General features: G+C 52.2%; 16 protein-coding genes. 6 read left to right on the top strand and 10 right to left on the bottom strand.

Features of this window, described 5'->3' with window-relative positions:
- Nucleotides 1-197: 197 nt before the first annotated feature.
- Nucleotides 198-1388 (bottom strand): NupC/NupG family nucleoside CNT transporter, encoded by a 1191-nt coding sequence (locus NXT09_RS11750; RefSeq protein ID WP_275901590.1) that lies wholly within the window; start codon nt 1386-1388, stop codon nt 198-200.
- Nucleotides 1389-1776: 388 nt separating this feature from the next.
- Between NXT09_RS11750 and NXT09_RS11745 the strand changes: the two genes are divergently transcribed.
- Nucleotides 1777-2742 carry an aldo/keto reductase gene (locus tag NXT09_RS11745; RefSeq protein WP_268579775.1) on the top strand — a complete coding sequence of 322 codons (966 nt, stop codon included), beginning with the start codon at nt 1777-1779 and terminating at the stop codon, nt 2740-2742.
- A gap of 420 nt (nt 2743-3162) precedes the next feature.
- On the opposite strand, the gene NXT09_RS11740 is transcribed toward NXT09_RS11745, so the two are convergent.
- The 6 genes from NXT09_RS11740 to NXT09_RS11715 all read right to left on the bottom strand — a co-directional run bounded on the left by NXT09_RS11740 (nt 3163) and on the right by NXT09_RS11715 (nt 10690).
- Nucleotides 3163-3504, bottom strand: a complete 342-nt coding sequence (locus NXT09_RS11740) for a glucose PTS transporter subunit EIIB (protein ID WP_010301002.1) — start codon at nt 3502-3504, stop codon at nt 3163-3165.
- A 151-nt stretch (nt 3505-3655) separates the two neighbouring features.
- Nucleotides 3656-5716: a beta-galactosidase gene (locus NXT09_RS11735; protein ID WP_268579774.1), complete on the bottom strand. Its 2061-nt coding sequence runs from the start codon at nt 5714-5716 to the stop codon at nt 3656-3658.
- Nucleotides 5717-5942: 226 nt separating this feature from the next.
- On the bottom strand, nt 5943-7157 hold the full coding sequence (locus NXT09_RS11730; protein WP_370690945.1) for a glycoside hydrolase family 53 protein: 1215 nt from the start codon (nt 7155-7157) through the stop codon (nt 5943-5945).
- A 35-nt stretch (nt 7158-7192) separates the two neighbouring features.
- On the bottom strand, nt 7193-8041 hold the full coding sequence (locus NXT09_RS11725; RefSeq protein ID WP_205550096.1) for a sugar ABC transporter permease: 849 nt from the start codon (nt 8039-8041) through the stop codon (nt 7193-7195).
- Between the two features lie 12 nt (nt 8042-8053).
- The gene (locus tag NXT09_RS11720; RefSeq protein ID WP_052321838.1) at nt 8054-9370 is read right to left on the bottom strand and encodes a sugar ABC transporter permease; all 1317 of its coding nucleotides are present in this window, start codon (nt 9368-9370) and stop codon (nt 8054-8056) included.
- A gap of 87 nt (nt 9371-9457) precedes the next feature.
- The gene (locus NXT09_RS11715; RefSeq protein WP_039284604.1) at nt 9458-10690 is read right to left on the bottom strand and encodes an extracellular solute-binding protein; all 1233 of its coding nucleotides are present in this window, start codon (nt 10688-10690) and stop codon (nt 9458-9460) included.
- A gap of 491 nt (nt 10691-11181) precedes the next feature.
- Here NXT09_RS11715 and NXT09_RS11710 point away from each other — a divergent pair, with 491 nt between their 5' ends.
- Complete coding sequence (locus NXT09_RS11710) at nt 11182-12264, top strand: ABC transporter ATP-binding protein (RefSeq protein ID WP_240583492.1); 1083 nt, start codon at nt 11182-11184, stop codon at nt 12262-12264.
- A gap of 583 nt (nt 12265-12847) precedes the next feature.
- Here NXT09_RS11710 and NXT09_RS11705 read toward each other — a convergent pair.
- Together NXT09_RS11705 and galR are read right to left on the bottom strand one after the other, a co-directional pair.
- Nucleotides 12848-14155 carry a maltoporin gene (locus NXT09_RS11705; protein WP_240583491.1) on the bottom strand — a complete coding sequence of 436 codons (1308 nt, stop codon included), beginning with the start codon at nt 14153-14155 and terminating at the stop codon, nt 12848-12850.
- A gap of 484 nt (nt 14156-14639) precedes the next feature.
- Nucleotides 14640-15650, bottom strand: coding sequence for an HTH-type transcriptional regulator GalR (gene galR, locus NXT09_RS11700; protein ID WP_039274381.1), 1011 nt, complete (start codon nt 15648-15650; stop codon nt 14640-14642).
- Between the two features lie 464 nt (nt 15651-16114).
- Here galR and galT point away from each other — a divergent pair, with 464 nt between their 5' ends.
- Together galT and galK are read left to right on the top strand one after the other, a co-directional pair.
- Nucleotides 16115-17155, top strand: a complete 1041-nt coding sequence (gene galT, locus NXT09_RS11695; RefSeq protein WP_268579773.1) for a galactose-1-phosphate uridylyltransferase — start codon at nt 16115-16117, stop codon at nt 17153-17155.
- Nucleotides 17156-17164: 9 nt separating this feature from the next.
- Nucleotides 17165-18328 carry a galactokinase gene (gene galK / locus NXT09_RS11690; RefSeq protein WP_268579772.1) on the top strand — a complete coding sequence of 388 codons (1164 nt, stop codon included), beginning with the start codon at nt 17165-17167 and terminating at the stop codon, nt 18326-18328.
- A 79-nt stretch (nt 18329-18407) separates the two neighbouring features.
- Here the strand turns inward: galK and mgtE are convergent, their stop codons facing one another.
- On the bottom strand, nt 18408-19886 hold the full coding sequence (gene mgtE, locus NXT09_RS11685) for a magnesium transporter (RefSeq protein ID WP_268579771.1): 1479 nt from the start codon (nt 19884-19886) through the stop codon (nt 18408-18410).
- Between the two features lie 219 nt (nt 19887-20105).
- Here mgtE and NXT09_RS11680 point away from each other — a divergent pair, with 219 nt between their 5' ends.
- Both NXT09_RS11680 and NXT09_RS11675 read left to right on the top strand, forming a co-directional pair.
- Complete coding sequence (locus tag NXT09_RS11680; protein WP_014916149.1) at nt 20106-20555, top strand: MarR family winged helix-turn-helix transcriptional regulator; 450 nt, start codon at nt 20106-20108, stop codon at nt 20553-20555.
- 201 nt (nt 20556-20756) lie between these two features.
- Nucleotides 20757-21182: an organic hydroperoxide resistance protein gene (locus NXT09_RS11675; RefSeq protein WP_268579770.1), complete on the top strand. Its 426-nt coding sequence runs from the start codon at nt 20757-20759 to the stop codon at nt 21180-21182.
- Nucleotides 21183-21316: the final 134 nt, after the last annotated feature.

The raw sequence follows: 21316 nt of genomic DNA, 5'->3' as shown, positions 1-21316 counted from the left end.
CCATACTTCACGTTGCATGTGCGTTGGCTGTCATACCCAGCACGTTATTAGACCAATGGCCTTATTTTACTAGTTTAAACAGGAGATGCCGGACAAAAATGAAGGAAATGTGGAAGATATGTCAGGGTTTGTAGGAAAAAAATCCGGCAACACAAGGCCGCCGGATAGAGATAAAAATTTTATAACGTGATGAAGGATTACAGCACCAAACCCGCGATAGCGGCGGAAAGGATGCTCACCAGCGTAGAACCATAAACCAGTTTCAGGCCGAAACGGGAAACCACGTTGCCCTGTTGTTCGTTCAGGCCTTTAATCGCGCCGGCAATAATACCGATGGACGAGAAGTTGGCGAAGGACACCAGGAACACAGACAGAATGCCCACGCTGCGTGGAGACAGTTCACCTGCCACTTTTTGCAGTTCCAGCATCGCCACAAATTCGTTAGAAACTAGTTTGGTCGCCATGATGCTGCCAACCTGAAGGGCTTCGTGAGACGGAATACCCATGATCCAGGCGAACGGATAGAACGCGTAGCCGAGGACTTCCTGGAAGCTGATGCCAAAAATGGCGCTGAAAACGGCGTTGACCGCGGCAATCAGTGCAATGAAGCCGATCAGCATCGCTGCAACGATAACGGCCACTTTGAAGCCTGCCAGAATGTATTCGCCCAGCATTTCAAAGAAGCTCTGGTTTTCATGCAGATTGCCCAACTGCAATTCCGGCTCTTCACCGACTTTGTAAGGGTTAATCAGCGAGAGCACGATGAAGGTACTGAACATGTTCAGAATCAGCGCGGCAACGACGAATTTGGCATCCAGCATAGACATGTACGCGCCGACGATAGACATCGAAACGGTCGACATAGCGGTCGCGGACATGGTGTACATGCGTTTTTCGGACATCTTGCCCAGAATGTCTTTGTAGGCAATGAAGTTTTCGGACTGGCCGAGAATCAGTGAACTGACTGCGTTAAAAGATTCCAGTTTGCCCATGCCGTTCACTTTGGACAGGACCGTACCAATCGCGCGGATGATGATGGGCAGCACTCTAATGTGTTGCAGGATACCAATCAGCGCGGAAATGAAGACGATAGGGCAGAGCACTTTAAAGAAGAAGGAAATCAGGTTCTTCTCACTGTTAACCATGTCACCGAATACGAAGTCCGTCCCTTGACCTGCAAATCCGAGTAGTTTGTCGAACAGCGCTGCGACCCCTTTGACTGCGCCTAATCCAATGTCCGAATACAAGAAGAAATAAGCGAGCAGAATTTCGATGACGAGTAACTGAATAATAAAACGAATACGAATACTTTTACGATCGCGGCAGACGAGTAGCGCCAGCGCCGCAACAACAACCAGCGCCAGAATAAATTGCGCGATATGGGACAGGGACATGTGTGCTCCAAATATGAGGCAGGCCTAATTTTCCACGTCATTTTATGTAACGCGTGCATTAAAAATGAGAGGAAGAACGCAAAAAAACAATTATACCTTGGGATTTTATCTAAACTAAATGCTACGTCTCGTTATTCGCACTTTTCTACTCATTCATTATTCTTATTCCACACATACTCGTCATCCTTCAAGTTGCATGTGCGTTGGCTGCGTTCAGTCACCCGAATCACTTACTTGAGTAAGCTCATCGGGACTCCTTCGCTTGCCGCCTGCCTGAAACTTGAATTATTTAGGGTATAGAAAACGAACCGCCGTGTTCTGCATTGCAGGCTGGCGGGATTTTTTCATGATGTTTTCTGCATGATTCAAAAGGAGAGTGATTATGTCAGTATCAAATACCACACGTGAGCTTGGACGTTCAGGAATCGTGGTGCCCCCTTTCTCGTTCGGCGGCAACGTCTTTGGCTGGACGGTCGATCAGCCGACATCGTTTAGCCTGCTGGATGCACTGATGGCGCACGGGCTGAATTTCATTGATACCGCGGATGTTTATTCGCGCTGGGCACCCGGTAATCAGGGCGGTGAATCTGAAACCATCATCGGCAACTGGCTGAAAAAAAGCGGCCAGCGCGACAAGGTCATTCTTGCTACCAAAGTGGGGATGGATTTGGGTGATGGCAAGAAAGGGCTGTCTCCTCGCTATATTCGTCAGGCGGTCGAGGCTTCATTACAGCGTTTGCAAACTGACTATATCGATCTGTATCAGGCCCATGCTGACGACAAAGATACGCCGCTGGAAGAAACGCTGGCGACGTTTGATGCGCTGATTAAAGAAGGAAAGGTACGCGCGATTGGTGCGTCTAACTACAGCGCGGCGCGTCTGGCTGAGGCGCTGAAAATCAGTAAGGCTAACGATCTGGCGCGGTATGAAACGCTGCAACCGGAATACAATTTGTACGATCGGCAGGGCTATGAAGCCGCGCTGGAACCGCTGGTGCGTGAGCAAGGGATTGGCGTTATTAGCTACTATTCGCTGGCTAGCGGGTTCTTGTCAGGCAAGTATCGTCAGCCGAAGGATGCATCGAAAAGCGCCCGCGGGCAGGGCGTGGTGGAGAAATACCTGAATGAGCGCGGCCGCACCATTTTGGAAGCGCTGGATAGCGTGGCGAATGCACATCAGACGACGCCGTCGCAGGTTGCGCTGGCCTGGTTGATCGCTCGTCCGAGCATCACTGCCCCGATCGCCAGTGCGACATCGCTGGAGCAGGTCGCTGAACTCGCGGGCGCGACCCGGCTGGTGCTGCCGGCAGAGGATATTGAGTTGCTGGATCGTGCGAGTCGTTATTAGGAAGTTGCCTTCTTCGCAGGTGTTTCTTCATTACACTTTTATATGCGGGCGTGGAAATTACATGCGGATGTAGGAATAGTTTCGTGCGCCATAATTCCGTCATTTTCATGCGACCTCGTAGCACGCGCCCGACATAGGGGGCTACGCCAGCCCCCTATGAACCCCGGCTTTTGGCGGGAATTATGCCGCTGACGCGGTCCCATCGGTGTTCATGACCGCTAATCGAGCCACCAGTGACGCGTTCCCGACGCGGCACTGGTTTTCGCGACGTCCTGTCGCTCACTCGGCGCTCAAGCTCACCGCTGCATAATTTTTGACGCCGGATAACGGCAAGGCACTCATGCATTCACAACATTTATCGCGCACGAAACTGCCTCAATCGTGGCATAAAAAGACTGCGGCCAAGCAGACCTAAAACTGCTACCGCGCTTCCGCGCCATCATCCTCAAACCAGGCGGCCAGTTCGCGGCGCAGGTTATCCGACTGGGTGCCGAAGATGGCCTGCACCTGATGGCCGACAATAATTACGCCGATAGCGCCCAGTTTTTGCAGGCTGTCGCTGTTGACCAGTCGCAGGCTGTGAACCTCGACCCGCAGGCGGGTGATGCAGGCATCCAGACTGACGATATTTTCTTTGCCACCAAAGGCGGTTACCAACTGCTGCAAGTTTTCTTTGTCTAGCGGTGAAGCGATTTCAATTTCGGTAATTTGCTTACCCAACATTGATGCGAACAATTTCCGAAAATTGTGAATCTTGCCCATCGTAGTCACCTCTTCGTTTGTTTATCAGCATGCGTATGATAATGCCGTTCACGTAACATTACTGTTAGGCGAAACACGGTGATGACGTTCCGTAGGAACCTCTGCACCGTGCCCGCCCGGTATCGTAATGCTTAACTAACAAGTATGAATCTTACTGCAACGCGCGGCGTAGGATCCGGCAGCCGTAACCTGACAGGTCGAGTACCCCTGAAAGCGTACTGCCAGTGGTCATTTCTTCGTAGGCGGCAGGCAGTGTGATCTGCTGCGGTGTTGCCGTGTAATTCTGTACGAAGATAAACTCACTTTCCCCATCATCGCGACGATGAGCGACAATGCCGTAAGGCAGATCGGTCGGCAGCGCACGCGGTAGATCCAGCGTTTGTATCAGCGTAGTGAAGAAATCACGCTGGAAGGCGAGATCGTTGCGCGACGCGATGTAATAGACCTGACCTTTACCGTAATCATTGACCGTAACGGCCGGACGTCCAGCGTAGAAATCGCTGTCATAGCTCGCCAGCGCCCGCGCGCCTTCGAGATGAATCAGCTCGCACAGGTGGGTGACCTGATACGGGCCGACCAGACGTTGCTCGTTACCGTCCAGACCGCTGATGCTGTTGCTTTCATGATCGTACAGCCCGTCGATTTCTTCCGCCCAGATCCCCATGATAGGACGTAGCGGACCAGGGAAGCCGTTTTGGTGGCACAGATCGGTTTCGTTGACGACGCCAGACCAGTAGGTGGTGACGAAGCTGCCGCCCTGTTTGACGAAGGCATCGACGCGTTCGGCAAAGCCATCACGCACCATGTAAAGCATCGGTGCGATGACGAGCTGATAGCCGCTGAGATCGACATCGGCGTTGATGATATCCACCGCCACGCCCTGTTCCCAGAACGTACGATAATGCTCGGTGACGGTTTTTTCATAGAACAACCCCGCGTTACGCGGCCCTTGGGCGTTGTCCATCGCCCAGCGGCTTTCCCAGTCGAAAATGATGGCGACTTTGGCATCAACCCGGCTGCCTGCGACGGGGGCGAGTTTGTTGAGTATGTCACCCAATTCCTGCACTTCACGCCCGACGCGGGTGTCGATATGTCCGACATGATCGACAACGGCACCGTGGAATTTCTCAACGGAACCGCGGCTCTTACGCCACTGGAAATACTGTACGGAGTCTGACCCGTGCGCGACAGCCTGAAGCGAAGACAGGATATGCATTCCCGGCTTTTTCAGTTTGCTGATCGGCTGCCAGTTGGTCATGCTCGGCGTTGACTCCATCAGGTAGAAAGGCTTCCCGCCTTTCAGCGTACGCATCAGGTCGTGATACATCGCGGTATAGGCACCCAGCGTGCAATCATCTTCCGCGTTATGCCACAGCGGGTAGCTGTCCCAGGAGATGAAGTCGATTACCTTCGCCAACTGCCAGTAGTCGTAATCATAGAAGTATTCCATGAAGTTCGTCGTGGTTGGCAGAGACGGATTTTCGGCTTTTAGCGGCGCAATTTCGGCGGCACAGAAATCGCTAACCTGTGAGGTGTTAAAGCGTTTCCAGTCCAGATTCAGGCCGTGAATCGACATTTCACCGATAGGCGATGGGGGTTCTAACTGCGACCAGTCGGTGTAGGTGTGGCTCCAGAAGGTGCTCCACCATGCTTTATTCAGCGCGTCTATCGTGCCGTAGCGGGCTTTCAGCCAGTTCTGGAAGGTGCTGCGGCAGGTATCGCAGTGGCATTCACCGCTGTATTCGTTGGAAATATGCCAGCCGATCACCGCAGGATGATTCGAGTAACGTTTTGCCAGCTGGGTGTTGATTTGTTTCACTTTCTCGCGATAGTTCGGCGAACTCAGGCAGTGGTTATGGCGACCGCCGTGCAGTGCCCGCACGCGGTTGCTGCCTACGCGCAACACGTCGGGGTATTTCTGTGATAGCCAGGCTGGGCGCGCCCCGCTCGGTGTTGCCAGAAAAACGAAGATACCGTTGGCATACAGCGTGTCGAGGATGCCGTCCAGCCAGCCAAATTCGTAGCGGCCTTCTTCTGGCTCAATCCCGGACCAACTGAAAATGCCCACGGACATGACGTTGCACTGGGTCTGCTTCATCATCTCAATGTCTTTTTCCAGAACCTCGGGATCGTCCAGCCATTGGTCAGGGTTATAGTCTGCGCCGTGCAGCAAAACAGGCACCTTGCTGCTTAATGGGGGGAATTTGAACATCGTTCTCTCCTAAACGGGTTGTCAACGCGTTGAATACGGTTTGCGTGTTCGAGATAGCTGACAATGTGCTTACACGGCGATGATGGGTAGATCGTAAAGACGCTGTGAATACATCCCTGTACGCTCGAGTTGCGCCATCCATGGCGCAAACGCTTTACTCTTCTATCCCATTATCGCCGCTCTTGTTCAGCAAACGGATTGTCACGCTTTGAATACGGTTTACGGCTTACTTAAACGCTTTGATGGAAGGCAGGACGTTGCCTTTGCAGTCGAACAGCGCCTGATTTTCCCGCGCGTTGCCTTCCTTCCATTCGTCGTTGTTGTATTTCATGCCAGCTTTCGTGGCCCAGGTTGCGCCGGGGATAGGCAGCCAGATTGGTTCCCAGTAGAAGACGCCTTTGCCGCGCTGATTGGGGACGTTGATGACGCTTTGCATCAGGTCATGCAGGTAATTGGCCTGACCCTGAACGGAAGCCGGGTAGCCGCCCGCATCCAGCTCTTTTTGCTGGAAGCTGTTTTCCGCGTTATCGCAGTTTTCCAGCGTGTAGGCATAGGCAGCTTCAACCACGATGATGTCTTTATTGTAGCGTTTGGTGACGTCGTTCATATTGTACTGCAACGCACTGATAGGGCCGTTCCAGTAGGTGTAGAACGAGGCACCAATCACATCAAACGGGACATTACGTTTGACGATTTCATCGAACCACCAGATAAAGGTGTCGTTTTTGGTGCCTTCTGCCAGATGCAGCATGATCTTGACGTTATTCGCGCCCTGTACATCCTTCACGCCCTGAATACCGGCTTTCAGCAGCGCTGCGAGGCGATCGAATTCGCCACCACCCTGACCCCAGCTTTTTCCTTCCGGCCACAGCATCCCGCCGTTCAGTTCGTTACCGATCTGCACCATATCCGGCATGACGCCCGCTTTCTGGAATTCGCTAATTGTGGCTTTGGTATAGTCATGTACGGCAGTTGTGAGCTGCGCGACGTTGAGGCCAGACCAGGCTTTGGGCTTATTTTGGTGGGCCGGATCGGTCCAGAAATCGCTGTAGTGGAAATCCAGCAGCACTTTCATACCGTTCGTTTTGGCGCGTTTAGCCAGCGCCAGCGTGGTCGCCAGATCGTTGTTACCGCCGCCGTAACCATTGCCCGCCGCATCTTTCGGATCGTTCCAGATGCGCAGACGGATATAGTTAATGCCGTTTTCTTTCAGGATCAGCATGGCGTCTTTCTGCTTGCCGTGCTCGTCATAAAATTTTCCGCCGTGCTTTTCCACCTCGTTCAGCATGGAAATATCCGCGCCTTTGATGAAGTCGGCAGGGACGTTCGTCAATTTGTTGATCGTCACATTCTCTGCGGCATACAGGGTTTGCGGCAGGGAGACAGTCAGCAGGCCAGTGGCGAACATGGCGGCCATCAGTACGCGTTTTTTCATTTTCATTTTACGTTCCTGGAATTTGTACAGATGTTGAGTAATTACCCTTTGGTTCCGCCTGAGGTCAGGCCGGAGACAAAGTACTTTTGCAATGAAAGATAAAGAATGGCGACCGGCACCGCGATCAGCACGGCACCTGCGGCGTAGGTGGTGTAACTGGCGCCCATCTTCTGCGAGACCAGGTTGTACAGCCCGATGGGCAGCGTGTACTGATCCGGCGTGCGCAGTATGGTGCTGGAGAGAATGAAATCACCCAGCGGACCGGTAAACGAGAACAGGGCGATCACCGCGATGATCGGCTTGGACAGCGGCATAATGATCTCGATAAAGATGCGGAAGTTACCCGCGCCATCCATACGCGCGGACTCATCCAGATCTTTCGGAATGGCATCCAGATAGCCTTTCATCAGATAGGTATTCATCGGGATCATGCCGCCGACGTAAACCAGCACCAATGCAATATGGCTGTTCACCAGTCCCAGCATCTGCGCCAGTACGAAGATGGCGATCAGGGCGGAGAACTGTGGAATCATCTGCAACAGCAGAAACAGCATCAGCCCGTTCTGGCGGCCGCGAAAGCGGAAGCGAGAGAAGGAATACGCGGTGAAACTGACGCTGATGAGCGTCAGAATCATGGTCAGGAAGCTGATCTTCATCGAGTTCCAGTACCACGCGGCGTAGTCAATCTGACCGTTGAACAGCTCCTCGTAGTGAATGAAGGAGAAGTTATCTGGGATGATCGAGGTGTTGAGCAGGCTGTTGCCGGGATTCAACGACGCGCCTACCGTCCAGATCAGCGGATAAATAATGATGACCGCCACGATCGACAGCAGCAGGTAGGTCAGGCCGAGTTTGATAAAATTCTGGCGTTTAACGCTGTGTTTTTTCATCTGCGCGCTTTCCTATGCCATGTTGTCTTGTTTGAAGGAATTGGTTGCGCGGAACTGCCACAGCGCGACGCCCACGACAAAAATCGACAGCAGAATGGTGATGCTGGCCGCGATCGCATATTGGGAAGAAGACATGGTCAGCTTATAAATCCAGGACACCAGAATATCCGTCCCGCCCGCGTTGGAGCCGATCACCGCCGGTCCACCGTTGTTGAACAGATAGATGATGTTGAAATTATTAAAGTTGAACGTGTACTGCGTGATGATGATCGGCGCAATAGAGTAGAGCACCAGCGGCAGCGTGATGGTGGTCAGCTTGTACCAACTGCTGGCGCCGTCAATCGTTGCGGCTTCGTACAAGTCATCAGGAATCGCCTGCAATACGCCGGTGGTCATAGCGAACACAAACGGGAAGCCTAACCAGGTTTGCATCAGAATCAGCGCGGTCTTGGTCCAGAACGGATCGGTCATCCACGCTTTTGGCTCAATCCCTAATGCGGCCAGAATGCCGTTATTAATCACGCCAAACGTTTCGTTAAACATCCCCGCGAAAACCAGAATGGTAACGAAACCCGGCACCGCCCACGGCAGAATCAGAATGGTGCGGATCAGTGGTTTGAAACGCAGGCCTTTCTGGTTCACCAAAATCGCCAGCAGGATGCCGACGGCGCACTGGAGTGTGGTCGCAATCAGCGTCCAAATCACCGTCCATTGCAGCACGTCAAAGAACGTCGAACGCCAGAGATCGAGCCGGAAGATGTTGATAAAGTTCGTCATCCCCACCCAGTCGACCAGTTTAGCGGGCGGCGTGTGGTAGAGGTTGTAATTGGTAAAGGCGATGGAAAAGCCGAAAATAATCGGGAAAACCACGACAAAGACCAGCAGGATGAAGCCGGGCGTGATCATCAGATAAGGGAAGCCTTCGCTTAGCAGCATCTGATATTGCTTCTTCACGCTGTTCAACGGCAGGCCTTTATCGCGTCTGGCGCCGCACACGTAAGCATCGCGCAGGCTGAGATAGTAAACGCCGACGCCAAAAGCGGCGACGATCACGCTGATAATGCCTTTTGCCAGCAGAAAAATAGAGTGATCGCGCGGCAGCTCGGTGCCCAGTGTGATGAGCCCCCAGGCACCGTTTCGCAGGAAATCATGGAATATGCCGATGAAGCAGGCCATGACGATAAAGAAAAGCGCGCCTTTGACGAACTGGCGATTATAAATCTGTCCGAGTCCGGGGATGAGCGCCAGCAATACAGCCGTTCTGGCGTGGCGACATCCTCTTTCTTGTGGCGTAAGGCCGCTGGCGTTGACGGTCACATCTACCTCCATTCTCTTAAAAACATGGGGCTCCCCCACATCCCGAAATCGATTGGGGATGACAAGGGATCCCATGTTGACCCACTGTGGTGCGGGGGATTACTGGTTACTGTGGTTAGCTTCGATCTGCATTTTGATAATCTTCACGGCAGATTCCAGCGCCGCTTTGGTGTCCTGCTTACCGGTCACGCTCAGCTGCAGCGCGCTGTTCGCGGGTGTCCAGACTTCCTGCATTTCCGGTACGCTCGGCATAGGAACGGCATAGCCAGATTGGATTGCGACAGCACGAGATTTTTCGTCGTCCTTAATCAGTGGATCGTCAACCAGCGCAGCAATCGGTGGGATTTCACCGGTTAACTGGAAGCGAACTTTGGCGTACTCAGGCTGATTGATGAACTCAATGAATTTCTGCGCCAGCTCTTTGTTTTTGGAGTAGGTGGAGATGCTGTAGCCTTTCACACCCAGCAACGAACGTGGATGCTCACCGTTTGGCAGCAGCGGCAGTGGCGCGACGCCATAGTTTACGCCGGCATTTTTGTACGGCTGGAATGCCCACGGGCCGGTGATGACGGCAGCGGCCTTTTTCTCGGTAAACAGGGAATCGATCGCGTTAGCGCCGGTTTCACCGACGATGCCCGGTGGGAACAGGCCATCGGCGTAGAATTTCTTGATGTAGTTGACGGCATCGATGGTGGCTTGTTTATCCAGACCGATGTCTTTTACGTTCGGTGAACCGTTGCTGTTCTGCCCGAAAATGTAGCCACCCATCCCGGCGATGACGCCATAGGCGTAATAAATTTCGTCAAATTTCGCCAGCAGGCCGTAACGGCCTTCTGCACGTTGCTGTTTGGAGAAGGTGAACAGGTCGTCGAATTTTTCCGGCGGCTGTGGCATCAGATCTTTGTTGTACACCAGCACGGTGGTTTCAACGGCTTTCGGCACGCCATACAGCTTACCGTTATAGGTTTGTGCTTCCAGTGCCGGTTTGGTGAAACTCGACAGGAATGTCTGATCCAGCTTCAGCTCGCTAATCAATCCCTGAACCACGGCAGTCCCGACCTGATCGTGTGGCATCACGATCACATCCGGGCCGATTCCTGCTGGGCCATCCAGACGGAGTTTCTCAATCTGCTGCGCGTAGGGTGTTTCCAGCACTTTGATTTTGACATTATTCTGTTTTTCAAAGGCTTTGATCGCGTCGGCGATGCCGTCGGATTTCTTGATATCTTCCCATACCAGAAGTTCTTTGTCGGCTGCCAGCGCTGATTTGCTGAGTACACCGGTGATACCCAGTGAAATCATAATGACGGTGGTCAGTGTTTTCATTTTCATCATTAGTCCTCAAAGCCCTGGTGGGCCCATCATGGTAGGAAATCGTCGCGTACTTTCCGCTTTCGCCGTTTTTGCTGTCTCTGTGCGATGCTGTGTAACGTTACATCACACGGCAGTACACCGCAGGGAATGAGGCATCTAACAGTACACGTTGTTTGGCGATCGTCGCTGTGTGGTGCTTGACGCTTTATTACGCGTTTTCCACAAACTAGGATAACGGTTACACCAATGGCGATTACATTAAGCAGAGTGCGCCACGTCTGCCAGCGAAACATGTAAAGGCTGTGATCTTATGCACAAAAGTAACCCCCTGTTTGTGCAAACGGTTACACCATGCTGTTATATTGCAATTATGACCAGCGTGCAGGTAAACCTGGCCGGATGCTAATGCGTCTGGAAGGGCTACCGAGCCATTTTGAGTAGACGACCACAGGGCCGTTGTGACTCAGCGCTTATATCCTGAAAAGCAAAATTATCAAGAGGTTACCGTTATGGCGTCGATCCAGTTGGATAGAGTGAGTAAGCATTTTGGCAAAACGATTACGCTTCACGATGTGAATCTGACGATTGCGGATGGCGAGTTCGCCGTTTTTGTTGGGCCGTCTGGCTGTGGTAAGTCGACGTTGCTGAGAATGATTGCCGGGCTGGAAGATGTCACAGGCGGTGAAATCATGATTGATGAGGCGGTGGTGAATGATGTTGCCCCTGCTCACCGTGGCGTGGCGATGGTGTTCCAGTCTTATGCACTGTACCCGCACATGACCGTCGCTGAGAATATGGGCTACGGTCTACGCGTGAATGGTGTCCCGAAAGACCAGATTAAGCACCAGATCGAGATGGTGGCGAAGACGCTGCAACTGTCTCACCTGCTGGAGCGCAAGCCGAAAGAGTTATCCGGTGGCCAGCGCCAGCGTGTGGCGATAGGGCGCGCCATCGTGCGTAACCCGAAAGTGTTCCTGTTTGATGAACCGCTGTCGAATCTGGATGCGGAACTGCGCGTGGATATGCGGTTGCACATCGCCAAGCTGCATCAGGAATTGAAAACGACGATGATCTACGTGACGCACGATCAGGTCGAAGCCATGACGCTGGCCGATAAAATCGTGGTTATGAATTACGGTAAAGTCGAGCAGGTAGGATCGCCGATGGAGCTTTATTATCATCCGGTTAATCAGTTTGTCGCGGGCTTTATCGGCTCGCCAAAAATGAATTTCCTGCCTGCGCAGGTTATCGATTGGACGCCGGATAGCCTGACGGTGAATATCGCCGAGCAGCTACAGCTTGAGCTGCCGATCCGCACCGGTGAACTGAGCGTTGGCAGCACGGTCACGCTGGGGCTGCGGCCGGAACACGTGTCACCGGAAGGTGAGGGGATTCGCCTGTCATTCGGCTGCGAGGTTGTCGAACGTTTAGGTAACAGCACCTACCTGTTCGGCCAATGCTGCGGCATCGATAACTTCAAGCTTCTGCTGGCGGGCGACAGCGCCTTCAAACCGTATGAACACATTGAGGTGTTCTTCTCGCCCAATAACTGTCTGGTGTTTAACGCCGATGGCCTGCGTATCAGCGCGTAGTAAGCGACGGTATCGCCGAATCTAAATAGCTAAAATCCCTTCTAAACATAAACAGCGCCCTTCGCGGGCGCTGGCTTTGCTTCCGCTGTCTACGGCCTATTGTAGAAACTGTTTTTCTTTATACTGGTGCGGTGTAAACGTTTCGTGCGTGTTAGGCACCTTATTTTTCTGCGACATTGTCACACGCCCGACAAGGCGCGCTTAATCGCCGCAGCGCCTTGACCACTGGCTTTTCGGCGTGATTCGCGCCGCTGCGCGGTGCCTTCGGTGTTCATGCTCGCAATTCGGACCGTCTGCGACGCGTTTACTCGCCCCATAAATGGGGCTCGCCCTTCGGGCCAGCACAAGTGCTGTTCAAAAACGTCTCGACGTTTTTGTCCGACGCGGCGCAGGCTTTCGCGGCGTCCATGCCGCTCATCCGGCGATCATGTACACCTCAGCGCGATTTTTTACGCCAACATAAGAAACAGTGAAAATTTGATAGCGGGTGTTATCCGCAATAGAAAAAGGCCTTCGGTAGAAGGCCTTTTGGGAAATACCCGACGGGAATGATGGGCCCGTCGAGCTGAGGGTTAGTGCGGTATTACCACCAGGCTTCTGCCTGAATACCGAAGTTCACTGCATTGCTGCGAGCGTCGTTGAAGGTGTTGCGGTTTTCATTTCCACGGTTTTGGTAAGACACGAAGAAACGCAGTTCCGGGCGTGTCAGCATAGGAATATCGGCACTGAAGGCGTGTGCCAGCGTGTATTTCTCACCGCTGTATTTGGTTTCTGTACCCGCTTTCCAGCTGTCTTTTTTCTGGTATGCGCCAGCTTCCAGATAGGTTTTCTGGTTCTTGGTCCAGGCATATTGGCCACGGCCTACCGCAGACAATAACTCTGTGCTGTCGCGCCAGCGGCTGATTTCATCCGCTTTACCGTAGGTCAGAACATGGCTAAGTGAAATATTATCCGTGATCGGCAGATCACCGGCCTGAATGATGCGGTAGCCTTTGGCACTGTCGTTAATGCTCCAGACGTCATACCAGCCGCCGCCCTGATCGACCATGTTGTGTGCCAGTCCCTTGTCGGCATATTGCAGCACCAGTTTCTGGTTGGATTTGAGGCCAGAGAAGTATTGGCTGAGTTCGCCGGTGATCATCATCGAGTTTTTAGGATCGAATTTTTGCCCTTCCGCGAGGAAGATATTTTTCTGCGTGTCCGCTTCATTTGGCATCGCGTAGGAGATACCGAACTCCGTCCATGCACCATCCCACGGCTTCCATCCCGCATAGCGTGCGTCCAGATAGTTGATATTCAGATCGTCGTAGGTATCTGTTCTGCTTTGACATTCCTGACTGTTAATGCTGTTGCTACAGTCGACGTTCATGTTTTCAGCATCGGCACGGATCCAGGCAAAAGAGAACGCGCCTTCGCCCGCTTTGACGTTTTCGATCCCGGCACCCGCACCGGAGATATTCCAGTATTTGGTATCGATGATGTGCAAATCATGACGCTGATAGTAGCGTTTCCCCGCCCATACCGTGGCATCTGGCAGCCCAGGAACAAAGCCTTTTGCCTGAAGATTCAACTGGCGCAAACCAAACTCGGCATCGTCATTTTTTGTCGTTTCATTATCGTTCGAGCCGTTGGAGAACATGGAAATCATGCTATCGAAGTAAAACGTTTTCCCATTTTCGTTATACAGCTGCTGCCCTAATTGGATTTCGCCGTAGGTGTCATCTTCGTTACCTAATCTTCCTACATAGCTTTTATCGGCTGCCTGTTGTTTTCCGTGGTTTGAAGCCCCCACGCCAGAACGGAAGTACCCTGAAAAATCAACAGAATAAGAAGGGGTTGCCAGCATTGCCAAACTCAGCGCAATGGATGTTGTCAGCAGTTTTCTTTTCATAATATACCTTTCGCTTATTCGGGTAAGAATGTGGATGTTCCAAATAACATGACGTGAACGGAGGTAAAACGTTTCCAATCATGGCGAAGGATTATGGGGGAATAAAATGGCGCGTGACATGATTGTTCTCACAAAATACAAAAGAGTTACACCACTATTTACACTGATTTAACGATGTTACAGATGGTTTTTTGATTATTTATCAGCACTGTCTTGGTGTTATTTGCTGTGTAATGGTGTGTAAATGGTTACACATCTTGTCTGCGTGCCTAAAATGCAGCATAAAAATTTTTTATGACAGAGTCGGCGACGTTACATAAAAGGAGTGATGCGATGCCGAGTAGGAAACATTTCAGAAAAATAGTGAAAGCGTGTCAGCGGAAGAGAAATAAAGAACAGGGTGTGTAAGTGCAGAAAGGCAATGATGTCGTGCTTGCCTGATGCGAAGGAGCAACGCATCGGGCAAGCTGAATGATAAAGGCAGCTATTTCTTACGGGCTGGGGGACTGACAGAATGGCGGCGTACCAGCGTCGGGCTAAACATGTTCGTGGTTTCACTGAGCTGTTTACCGTGGGATAACGCGATGGCTAATTCTGCCGCCTGAATTGCCATCGCGGAAACCGGATAGTGCACGGTCGTCAGACGAGGACGAAGGTAGCGGGCAATCAATACGTCATCAAACCCGACCACGGACATGTCCTGCGGTACGCTGATGCTGTTATCGCTCAGGACAGAAAGGGCACCTGCGGCCATGGAATCGTTGTAACACACCACAGCCGTCATGTTGCCGCCCCGACTCAGCAGTTCCATCATGGCGGATTCACCGCCCACTTCGTCCGGTGAGGCACGGGCAATGAGGCGTTCATCCCGTGCGATGCCGTGCTCTTGCAGCGCATCCACATAGCCTTGCAAGCGGTCGGCGGAGTCGGAAATTTGGTGATTAGAACAGAGAAAACCGATCCGCTGATGTCCTTCCTGAATTAAATGACGCGTTGCCAACCAGGAGCCATAGCGATCGTCGAGTGCAACGCAGCGGTTTTCATAGCCGGGTAACGTGCGGTTAATGAGTACCATGTCAGGAATGTGGCTCATTAGCGCCGCCAGTTCCTCATCTGAAAGCATTTTTGCATGCACGATCAGCCCCGCGCAGCGGTGGCGAATTAGCTGCTCAATGGCTTTCTTTTCCTGCTCGGCATTGTGATAGCCGTTACCAATTAGCAGAAAATTGCCAGTTGCCTGGGCAATTTGTTCAACAGATTTCACCATCGTCCCGAAAAAGGGATCGGATACATCCGCGACAACCAGCCCCATGGTCTCTGCACTTTGGTGCGCGAGCGCTCTGGCATTGGCGTTCGGATGATATTGCAGCTCCGCCATGGCCTTGTGTACGGCTTCCCTTGAGGCGGTACTGGCTTTGGGCGAGTTATTAATCACGCGCGAAACCGTAGCGACTGATACACCTGATAGACGAGCAACATCCTTTATTGTGGCCATTGGCATTCCTGAGCGGTCAAATGCGTGGTGAGGCGGACCGCAGCCTAACGCACACGTTAAAAGAAAAAATCGATTACTTATATTTATAAATGTACAGGTTTTTGGGGGATGTTACCTATCCGACCACCTTTCCTTTTTGATCCAGACCGTACTTATGTGATCGCTATCAACAATCATCGGTCATTTCTCTCTTCCAAAATACCATTCCGAGGTTTAAATTTAGGGTAACCGATTACACTTACATGGTGGTTAAACGATAGCTGACTATCATTATTCAGCATTATTACAGCTGTTTTATCCATGCCATATAGTGAAACTGATTACATTAAGGGGTTTTTCTGGCTGAGTTTACAGACTGACCTGATGCCTCTCCGAGATCTCTGACGGACTGTTAGCGCCATACAATTGGCTGCGGATGGTGCCGCGGTTGTACCGAATTTGTGTTTTGTATTGAGGAATAGCTTATGCAGTTTGAGCCGACTGAACATCCGCATCGCCGTTTTAACCCGCTGAAAGGCGAATGGATTCTGGTTTCTCCGCATCGCGCCAAGCGCCCCTGGCAAGGGCAGCAGGATGAACCGGATCGCGCCACGCCGCCGCCTTACGATCCGACCTGTTATCTGTGCGCGGGCAATAAACGCATTACTGGAGATATCAACCCGCACTATCAGGGCACCTTTGTTTTTACGAATGATTTTTCGGCACTGATGGAGGACACGCCGGATGCACCGTCGGGCGACGACGAGCTTTTCCGCGTGCAGCAAGCCCGTGGTGTCAGCCGTGTCATCTGTTTTTCTCCCGATCACAGCAAAAGTTTGCCGCAGCTTTCGCTGCCAGCGCTGAAAGCGGTGATCGATACATGGAGCGATCAGACCGAGGAACTGGGCCAGCGGTATCCGTGGGTTCAGGTTTTTGAGAATAAAGGGACGATGATGGGGTGCTCCAATCCCCACCCGCACGGGCAGGTTTGGGCTAACGATTTCCTACCAAACGAAGTACAGCGTGAGGATGAGCAGCAACGCGATTATTTCTCCCGCCACGGTTCGCCGCTACTGCTGGACTACGTTCGCCGCGAGCAGGCTGACGGCTCGCGCATCGTGGTGGAAACGGAGCACTGGTTAGCGGTTGTCCCTTACTGGGCGTCGTGGCCGTTTGAAACGCTGGTCCTGCCCAAGTTCGCCGTACAGCGACTGCCGCAGTTAAATGACGTTCAGCGTGACGATCTGGCGCTGATCCTGAAAAAACTGACCAGCCGTTACGACAATCTATTCCAGTGTTCATTCCCCTATTCGATGGGATGGCATGGTGCGCCGTTCAAGGGCGATGACATCGCACACTGGCAGCTGCATGCCCATTTTTATCCCCCGTTATTACGTTCCGCCAGCGTGCGCAAATTTATGGTCGGCTATGAAATGCTGGCTGAGGCACAGCGTGATCTGACGGCAGAGCAGGCCGCTGAACGTTTACGCAGCGTGAGTGATATCCATTTTCGTGAGCAAATTTGAGGTCATTTTATGAGCCGTATTGATTCTCTACGTCAGTTAACCGAGTCTGTTTTTGTCCGATTATTTGGCTATGCGCCGCACGCGGCTATCCAGGCTCCCGGGCGGGTCAACCTGATTGGTGAGCACACCGACTATAACGATGGCTTTGTCTTGCCTTGTGCTATTGATTACCAGACGGTGGTCAGCGCAGCGGTACGTCAGGATGGTATCGTGCGGGTGGTCGCGGTGGACTTTGACAACCAGCAGGATGAATTCGATCTCGCCAAAGAGATCGTGCCTCACCCAGATTACACCTGGGCGAACTATATCCGTGGAACGGTGAAGTTTTTGCAGGCGCGTGGCCTGCCGCTCACCGGTATGGATATGGTTGTTTCCGGTAATGTGCCTTCTGGCGCAGGGCTAAGTTCATCGGCCTCGCTAGAAGTGGCTATCGGGCAGACGTTCAAAGAGCTGAATAATCTGGATATCAGCCAGTTGGATGTGGCGTTGAACGGCCAGCAGGCGGAAAACGATTTTGTCGGCTGTAGCTGCGGCATTATGGATCAGTTTATTTCCGCTCAAGGACGTGTTGGTCAGGCGCTGTTGATCGACTGCCGCTCTCTGGAAGGGCGCTCTGTGCGTATGCTCGACGGCGTTGACGTCCTGATCGTGAATTCTAATGTGCGCCGTGGGTTGGTCGACAGCGAATACAACACGCGTCGCCAGCAGTGTGAATCGGCGGCGCGTCACTTTAACGTCAAGGCGCTGCGTGATGTTTCACTGGCACAGTTTGAAGCGGGAATCGAGGGGCTGGATCCGGTCGCGGTACGCCGTGCGCGACACGTTATTACCGAGAACCGCCGTACGCTGGAAGCGGCCGATGCGCTGGCGCGTCAGGATGCACACAGTTTGTTTACTCTGATGGCAGAATCGCATGTCTCCATGCGCGACGATTTTGAAATTACCGTGCCGCCGATCGATGCGCTGGTGGATCTGATTCAGGAGTATGTCGGTGAGCGGGGCGGTGTGCGTATGACTGGCGGCGGTTTCGGTGGCTGTATTGTCGCCCTTATCCCTTCGGCGCTGACGGATGAAGTCAAACAGGTGATTGAGCGTGAATATCCGGCGCGCACCGGTCTTCAGCCGTCCATCTATCTGTGTCAGGCATCCGGTGGTGCAGGTCGTGTGAGTTAAGTTCAGGCTGGAAAAGGTGAGCGAAAAGGGCTTTGATTAAAGCCCTTTTTACATTTCATGTGTTTTACATTGCATATGTTTAAGGCAGCAGGAACAGCGTTGCCAGCCCGAGGAAGATAAAGAAGCCGCCGGTATCTGTGATCGCCGTAATCATTACGCTGGAGCCGATGGCTGGATCGCGACCGAGTTTCATCATGACTAACGGGATAGCGACACCCATCAGCGCGGCGAGCAGCAGGTTTAGCAGAATCGCTAGCATCATCACGCCACCCATCGCGGCATTACCATAGAGCAGGAAAGTCACCACGCCCATAATCGTGCCCCATATCACCCCGTTGACCAGCGCAACGCCTAATTCCTTAAGCAGCAGGTACGACTTTTTGCCGTGCTCCAGCTGATGCAACGCCAGTGCTCGCACGATCATGGTGATCGTCTGATTGCCGGTATTCCCGCCAATCCCGGCGACAATCGGCATGAGCGTCGCCAGCGCCACCAAGTGAGATAACGTGTTCTCAAACAGGCCGATGACCCGCGAGGCAATGAGCGCGGTACAAAGATTGATGGCCAGCCAGGCCCAGCGATTGCGGAACGATTTATACACGGGCGCGTAGACATCTTCAGAAGGCGTTAACCCTCCTGAACGTCGCAGACTGCTGTCGCTTTCTCGGTTCACGACGTCGAGGATATCCTCAATCGTCAGGCGTCCCATGAGTTTCCCTTTGCTATCGACCACTGCGGTGGAAATTAAATCGTAACGCTCAAACGCCCCTGCGGCTTCTTCGACTTTATCTTCAGGCTGGAACCTCAACGGCTGATCGTCCATGACGTCATTCACCAAAGCCTGAGGTGAATGGAGCAGAATGCTGGCCAACGACAGCTCGCCGATCAGCGTATTTTTGCGATCGGTGACAAACAGTTTGTCGGTGGAATTGGGGATGGTTTTACGGTAACGCAGATAGCGCTGTACGGTCGCGAGCGTAACATCGGCGCGCACGGTGATGAGTTTGAAATCCATCATGTGGCCGAGGCAGTCTTCATCATAATTGATGGCGGCGCGTAGCTGCGCGCGCTGCTTCGGCTCAAGCGAGGTTAGTATTCTGCCCAGCAGGTGGCGGGGTACGAGGCGAGACAGTTGAGCCTGCTCATCAACATCCAGAATCCTAACCGTTCTCAGGATTTCCTTGTCCTGCATATCGCCGATCAGATCGTCAGAAATGCTGTCAGAAGCCTCAATCAACACGCGGCCACGCTTCTTTATGGGGATCAGTCGCCAGAGCGCCAGCCGTTCATCCTGCGGTAAAGATTCCAGCAGGTCGGCAAGGTCAGCGGCATGCAGCCCGATGATGAGTTCGCTGATTTCTGCGGTTTGATCGAGCAGGAGGCTTTTTTCACGCAGCCTGATTTTATTATTTAATTTAGCATTGTCGCCCAACGCGGCGTCATCGTGTTCCGTAACGCGCGGTTGCCGGTTGATAATGTCTTCAACCAGTTCTTTGTTTTCCAACAGCAGAAGGGAGATGCGGCGACGGAGGTCGGTAAGTTTTTTTACACTCGACATAATGTTTTATGCTCGATCTGTTTTTTATCCGTGTTTTATTAAACGTAGCGCAAAATCAGTAGATTAAGAATAGGATTACTGGCGAATCGCAGTCTGAAAGATGTGCGATAGTGCCCAGACGTGTTTTTTTATGAGGAATTTTATCTAACGAATTATTAAATCGCTTGCTACTTAGTTTTTGGCAATATATAGTCAATGCCAGAAACGTAACCGATACCGATGGCAGAGACGATGAACGACAACGCTTACAAACTGGATGGACAGCTGTGCTTTGCACTGTATTCAGCCAATCTGGCGATGAATAAACTGTATCGTCGTTTACTGTCTGAGCTGAATCTGACCTATCCCCAATATCTGGTGATGCTGGTGTTGTGGGAGCGTGATGGTTTGACGGTGTCTGAACTGGGCGAGCGTCTGTATCTCGATTCTGCTACGCTAACACCGTTGCTCAAGCGGTTACAAAGCGCAGGTTTAGTTGTGCGTAACCGGGGAACAGAAGATGAGCGTCAGGTGCTGGTTGGCTTAACCGAAGCAGGACGAGCACTTCAGCAGCAGGCGAAAGCGATTCCTGAAAGCGTATTTTGCGCGACGGAATGCCACCTTGACCAGCTACAGACGATCAAAAAAGATTTAGAGACGCTGCGTAAGAATCTGATTGGGCATCTTTGAAAATACTGGCGATTGCCTTGTGCATCCGCAGCCTGTCAGACCGCGTTATATTTGTTAAGTAGTATGCTTTTACGTGATTTTCTTTATGTAAATTTCTTTATGTAAATAAGTAGTTCGCGATTTAATTTTTCGCTATGTAATTGAGGCCTGAGCAGCATCTATACTGCCTTAGGCCATTCCCTAACTATCTGGAGTCACATTATGTCTATTGAAAAAGTATTATACGTTGCTCATGCTCAAGCTACCGGTGGTCGTGATGGTCGTGCGGTGTCTTCCGATAAAGCGGTTGATATTAAATTGACGACCCCACGTGAACTGGGCGGTGCAGGCGCTGAAGGGACGAACCCAGAGCAGCTGTTTGCCGCAGGCTATTCTGCCTGTTTCCTTGGCGCGATGAAATTTGTCGGTGCGCGTGACAAAATCGCTGTCCCTGCTGATACCACGGTAAACGGTAGCGTAGGTATCGGTGCTATCCCGACAGGATTTGGTATTGAAGTTGAACTGAAAATTTCTCTGCCGGGTCTGGATCGCGCCGTGGCTGAAGATCTGGTAGAGAAAGCCCACATCGTTTGCCCATACTCCAATGCAACGCGCGGCAACATCGATGTGACCCTGACTGTAGTCTAAGTCCGGCTTGAAGCAAGTTCATGATTAATGAACACAATTGATTGATAAAAACGGTGGTTGCGAAGATTCGCACTGCCGTTTTTTTATGACGGATATCCTCGTCCGTCACCCTTCGGGCCGTTGCTACGCAACGT

It is taken from the genome of Pectobacterium jejuense, assembly GCF_026800125.1.
Taxonomy (GTDB): Bacteria; Pseudomonadota; Gammaproteobacteria; order Enterobacterales; family Enterobacteriaceae; genus Pectobacterium; species Pectobacterium jejuense.
The sequence above is the reverse complement of the archived record's forward strand: the minus strand, read 5'-3'. Positions and strand labels throughout refer to the sequence as shown.

What these genes read in the sequence shown, in the direction of transcription:
- NXT09_RS11675 (WP_268579770.1), top strand. Translation starts at nt 20,757, where the DNA reads ATGTCTATTGAAAAAGTATTATACGTTGCTCATGCTCAAGCTACCGGT.
- mgtE (WP_268579771.1), bottom strand. Translation starts at nt 19,886, where the DNA reads ATGTCGAGTGTAAAAAAACTTACCGACCTCCGTCGCCGCATCTCCCTT.
- NXT09_RS11735 (WP_268579774.1), bottom strand. Translation starts at nt 5,716, where the DNA reads ATGTTCAAATTCCCCCCATTAAGCAGCAAGGTGCCTGTTTTGCTGCAC.
- NXT09_RS11680 (WP_014916149.1), top strand. Translation starts at nt 20,106, where the DNA reads ATGGCAGAGACGATGAACGACAACGCTTACAAACTGGATGGACAGCTG.
- NXT09_RS11745 (WP_268579775.1), top strand. Translation starts at nt 1,777, where the DNA reads ATGTCAGTATCAAATACCACACGTGAGCTTGGACGTTCAGGAATCGTG.
- NXT09_RS11710 (WP_240583492.1), top strand. Translation starts at nt 11,182, where the DNA reads ATGGCGTCGATCCAGTTGGATAGAGTGAGTAAGCATTTTGGCAAAACG.
- NXT09_RS11720 (WP_052321838.1), bottom strand. Translation starts at nt 9,370, where the DNA reads ATGGAGGTAGATGTGACCGTCAACGCCAGCGGCCTTACGCCACAAGAA.
- galK (WP_268579772.1), top strand. Translation starts at nt 17,165, where the DNA reads ATGAGCCGTATTGATTCTCTACGTCAGTTAACCGAGTCTGTTTTTGTC.
- galT (WP_268579773.1), top strand. Translation starts at nt 16,115, where the DNA reads ATGCAGTTTGAGCCGACTGAACATCCGCATCGCCGTTTTAACCCGCTG.
- NXT09_RS11705 (WP_240583491.1), bottom strand. Translation starts at nt 14,155, where the DNA reads ATGAAAAGAAAACTGCTGACAACATCCATTGCGCTGAGTTTGGCAATG.
- NXT09_RS11715 (WP_039284604.1), bottom strand. Translation starts at nt 10,690, where the DNA reads ATGAAAATGAAAACACTGACCACCGTCATTATGATTTCACTGGGTATC.
- NXT09_RS11740 (WP_010301002.1), bottom strand. Translation starts at nt 3,504, where the DNA reads ATGGGCAAGATTCACAATTTTCGGAAATTGTTCGCATCAATGTTGGGT.
- galR (WP_039274381.1), bottom strand. Translation starts at nt 15,650, where the DNA reads ATGGCCACAATAAAGGATGTTGCTCGTCTATCAGGTGTATCAGTCGCT.
- NXT09_RS11730 (WP_370690945.1), bottom strand. Translation starts at nt 7,157, where the DNA reads ATGAAAATGAAAAAACGCGTACTGATGGCCGCCATGTTCGCCACTGGC.
- NXT09_RS11725 (WP_205550096.1), bottom strand. Translation starts at nt 8,041, where the DNA reads ATGAAAAAACACAGCGTTAAACGCCAGAATTTTATCAAACTCGGCCTG.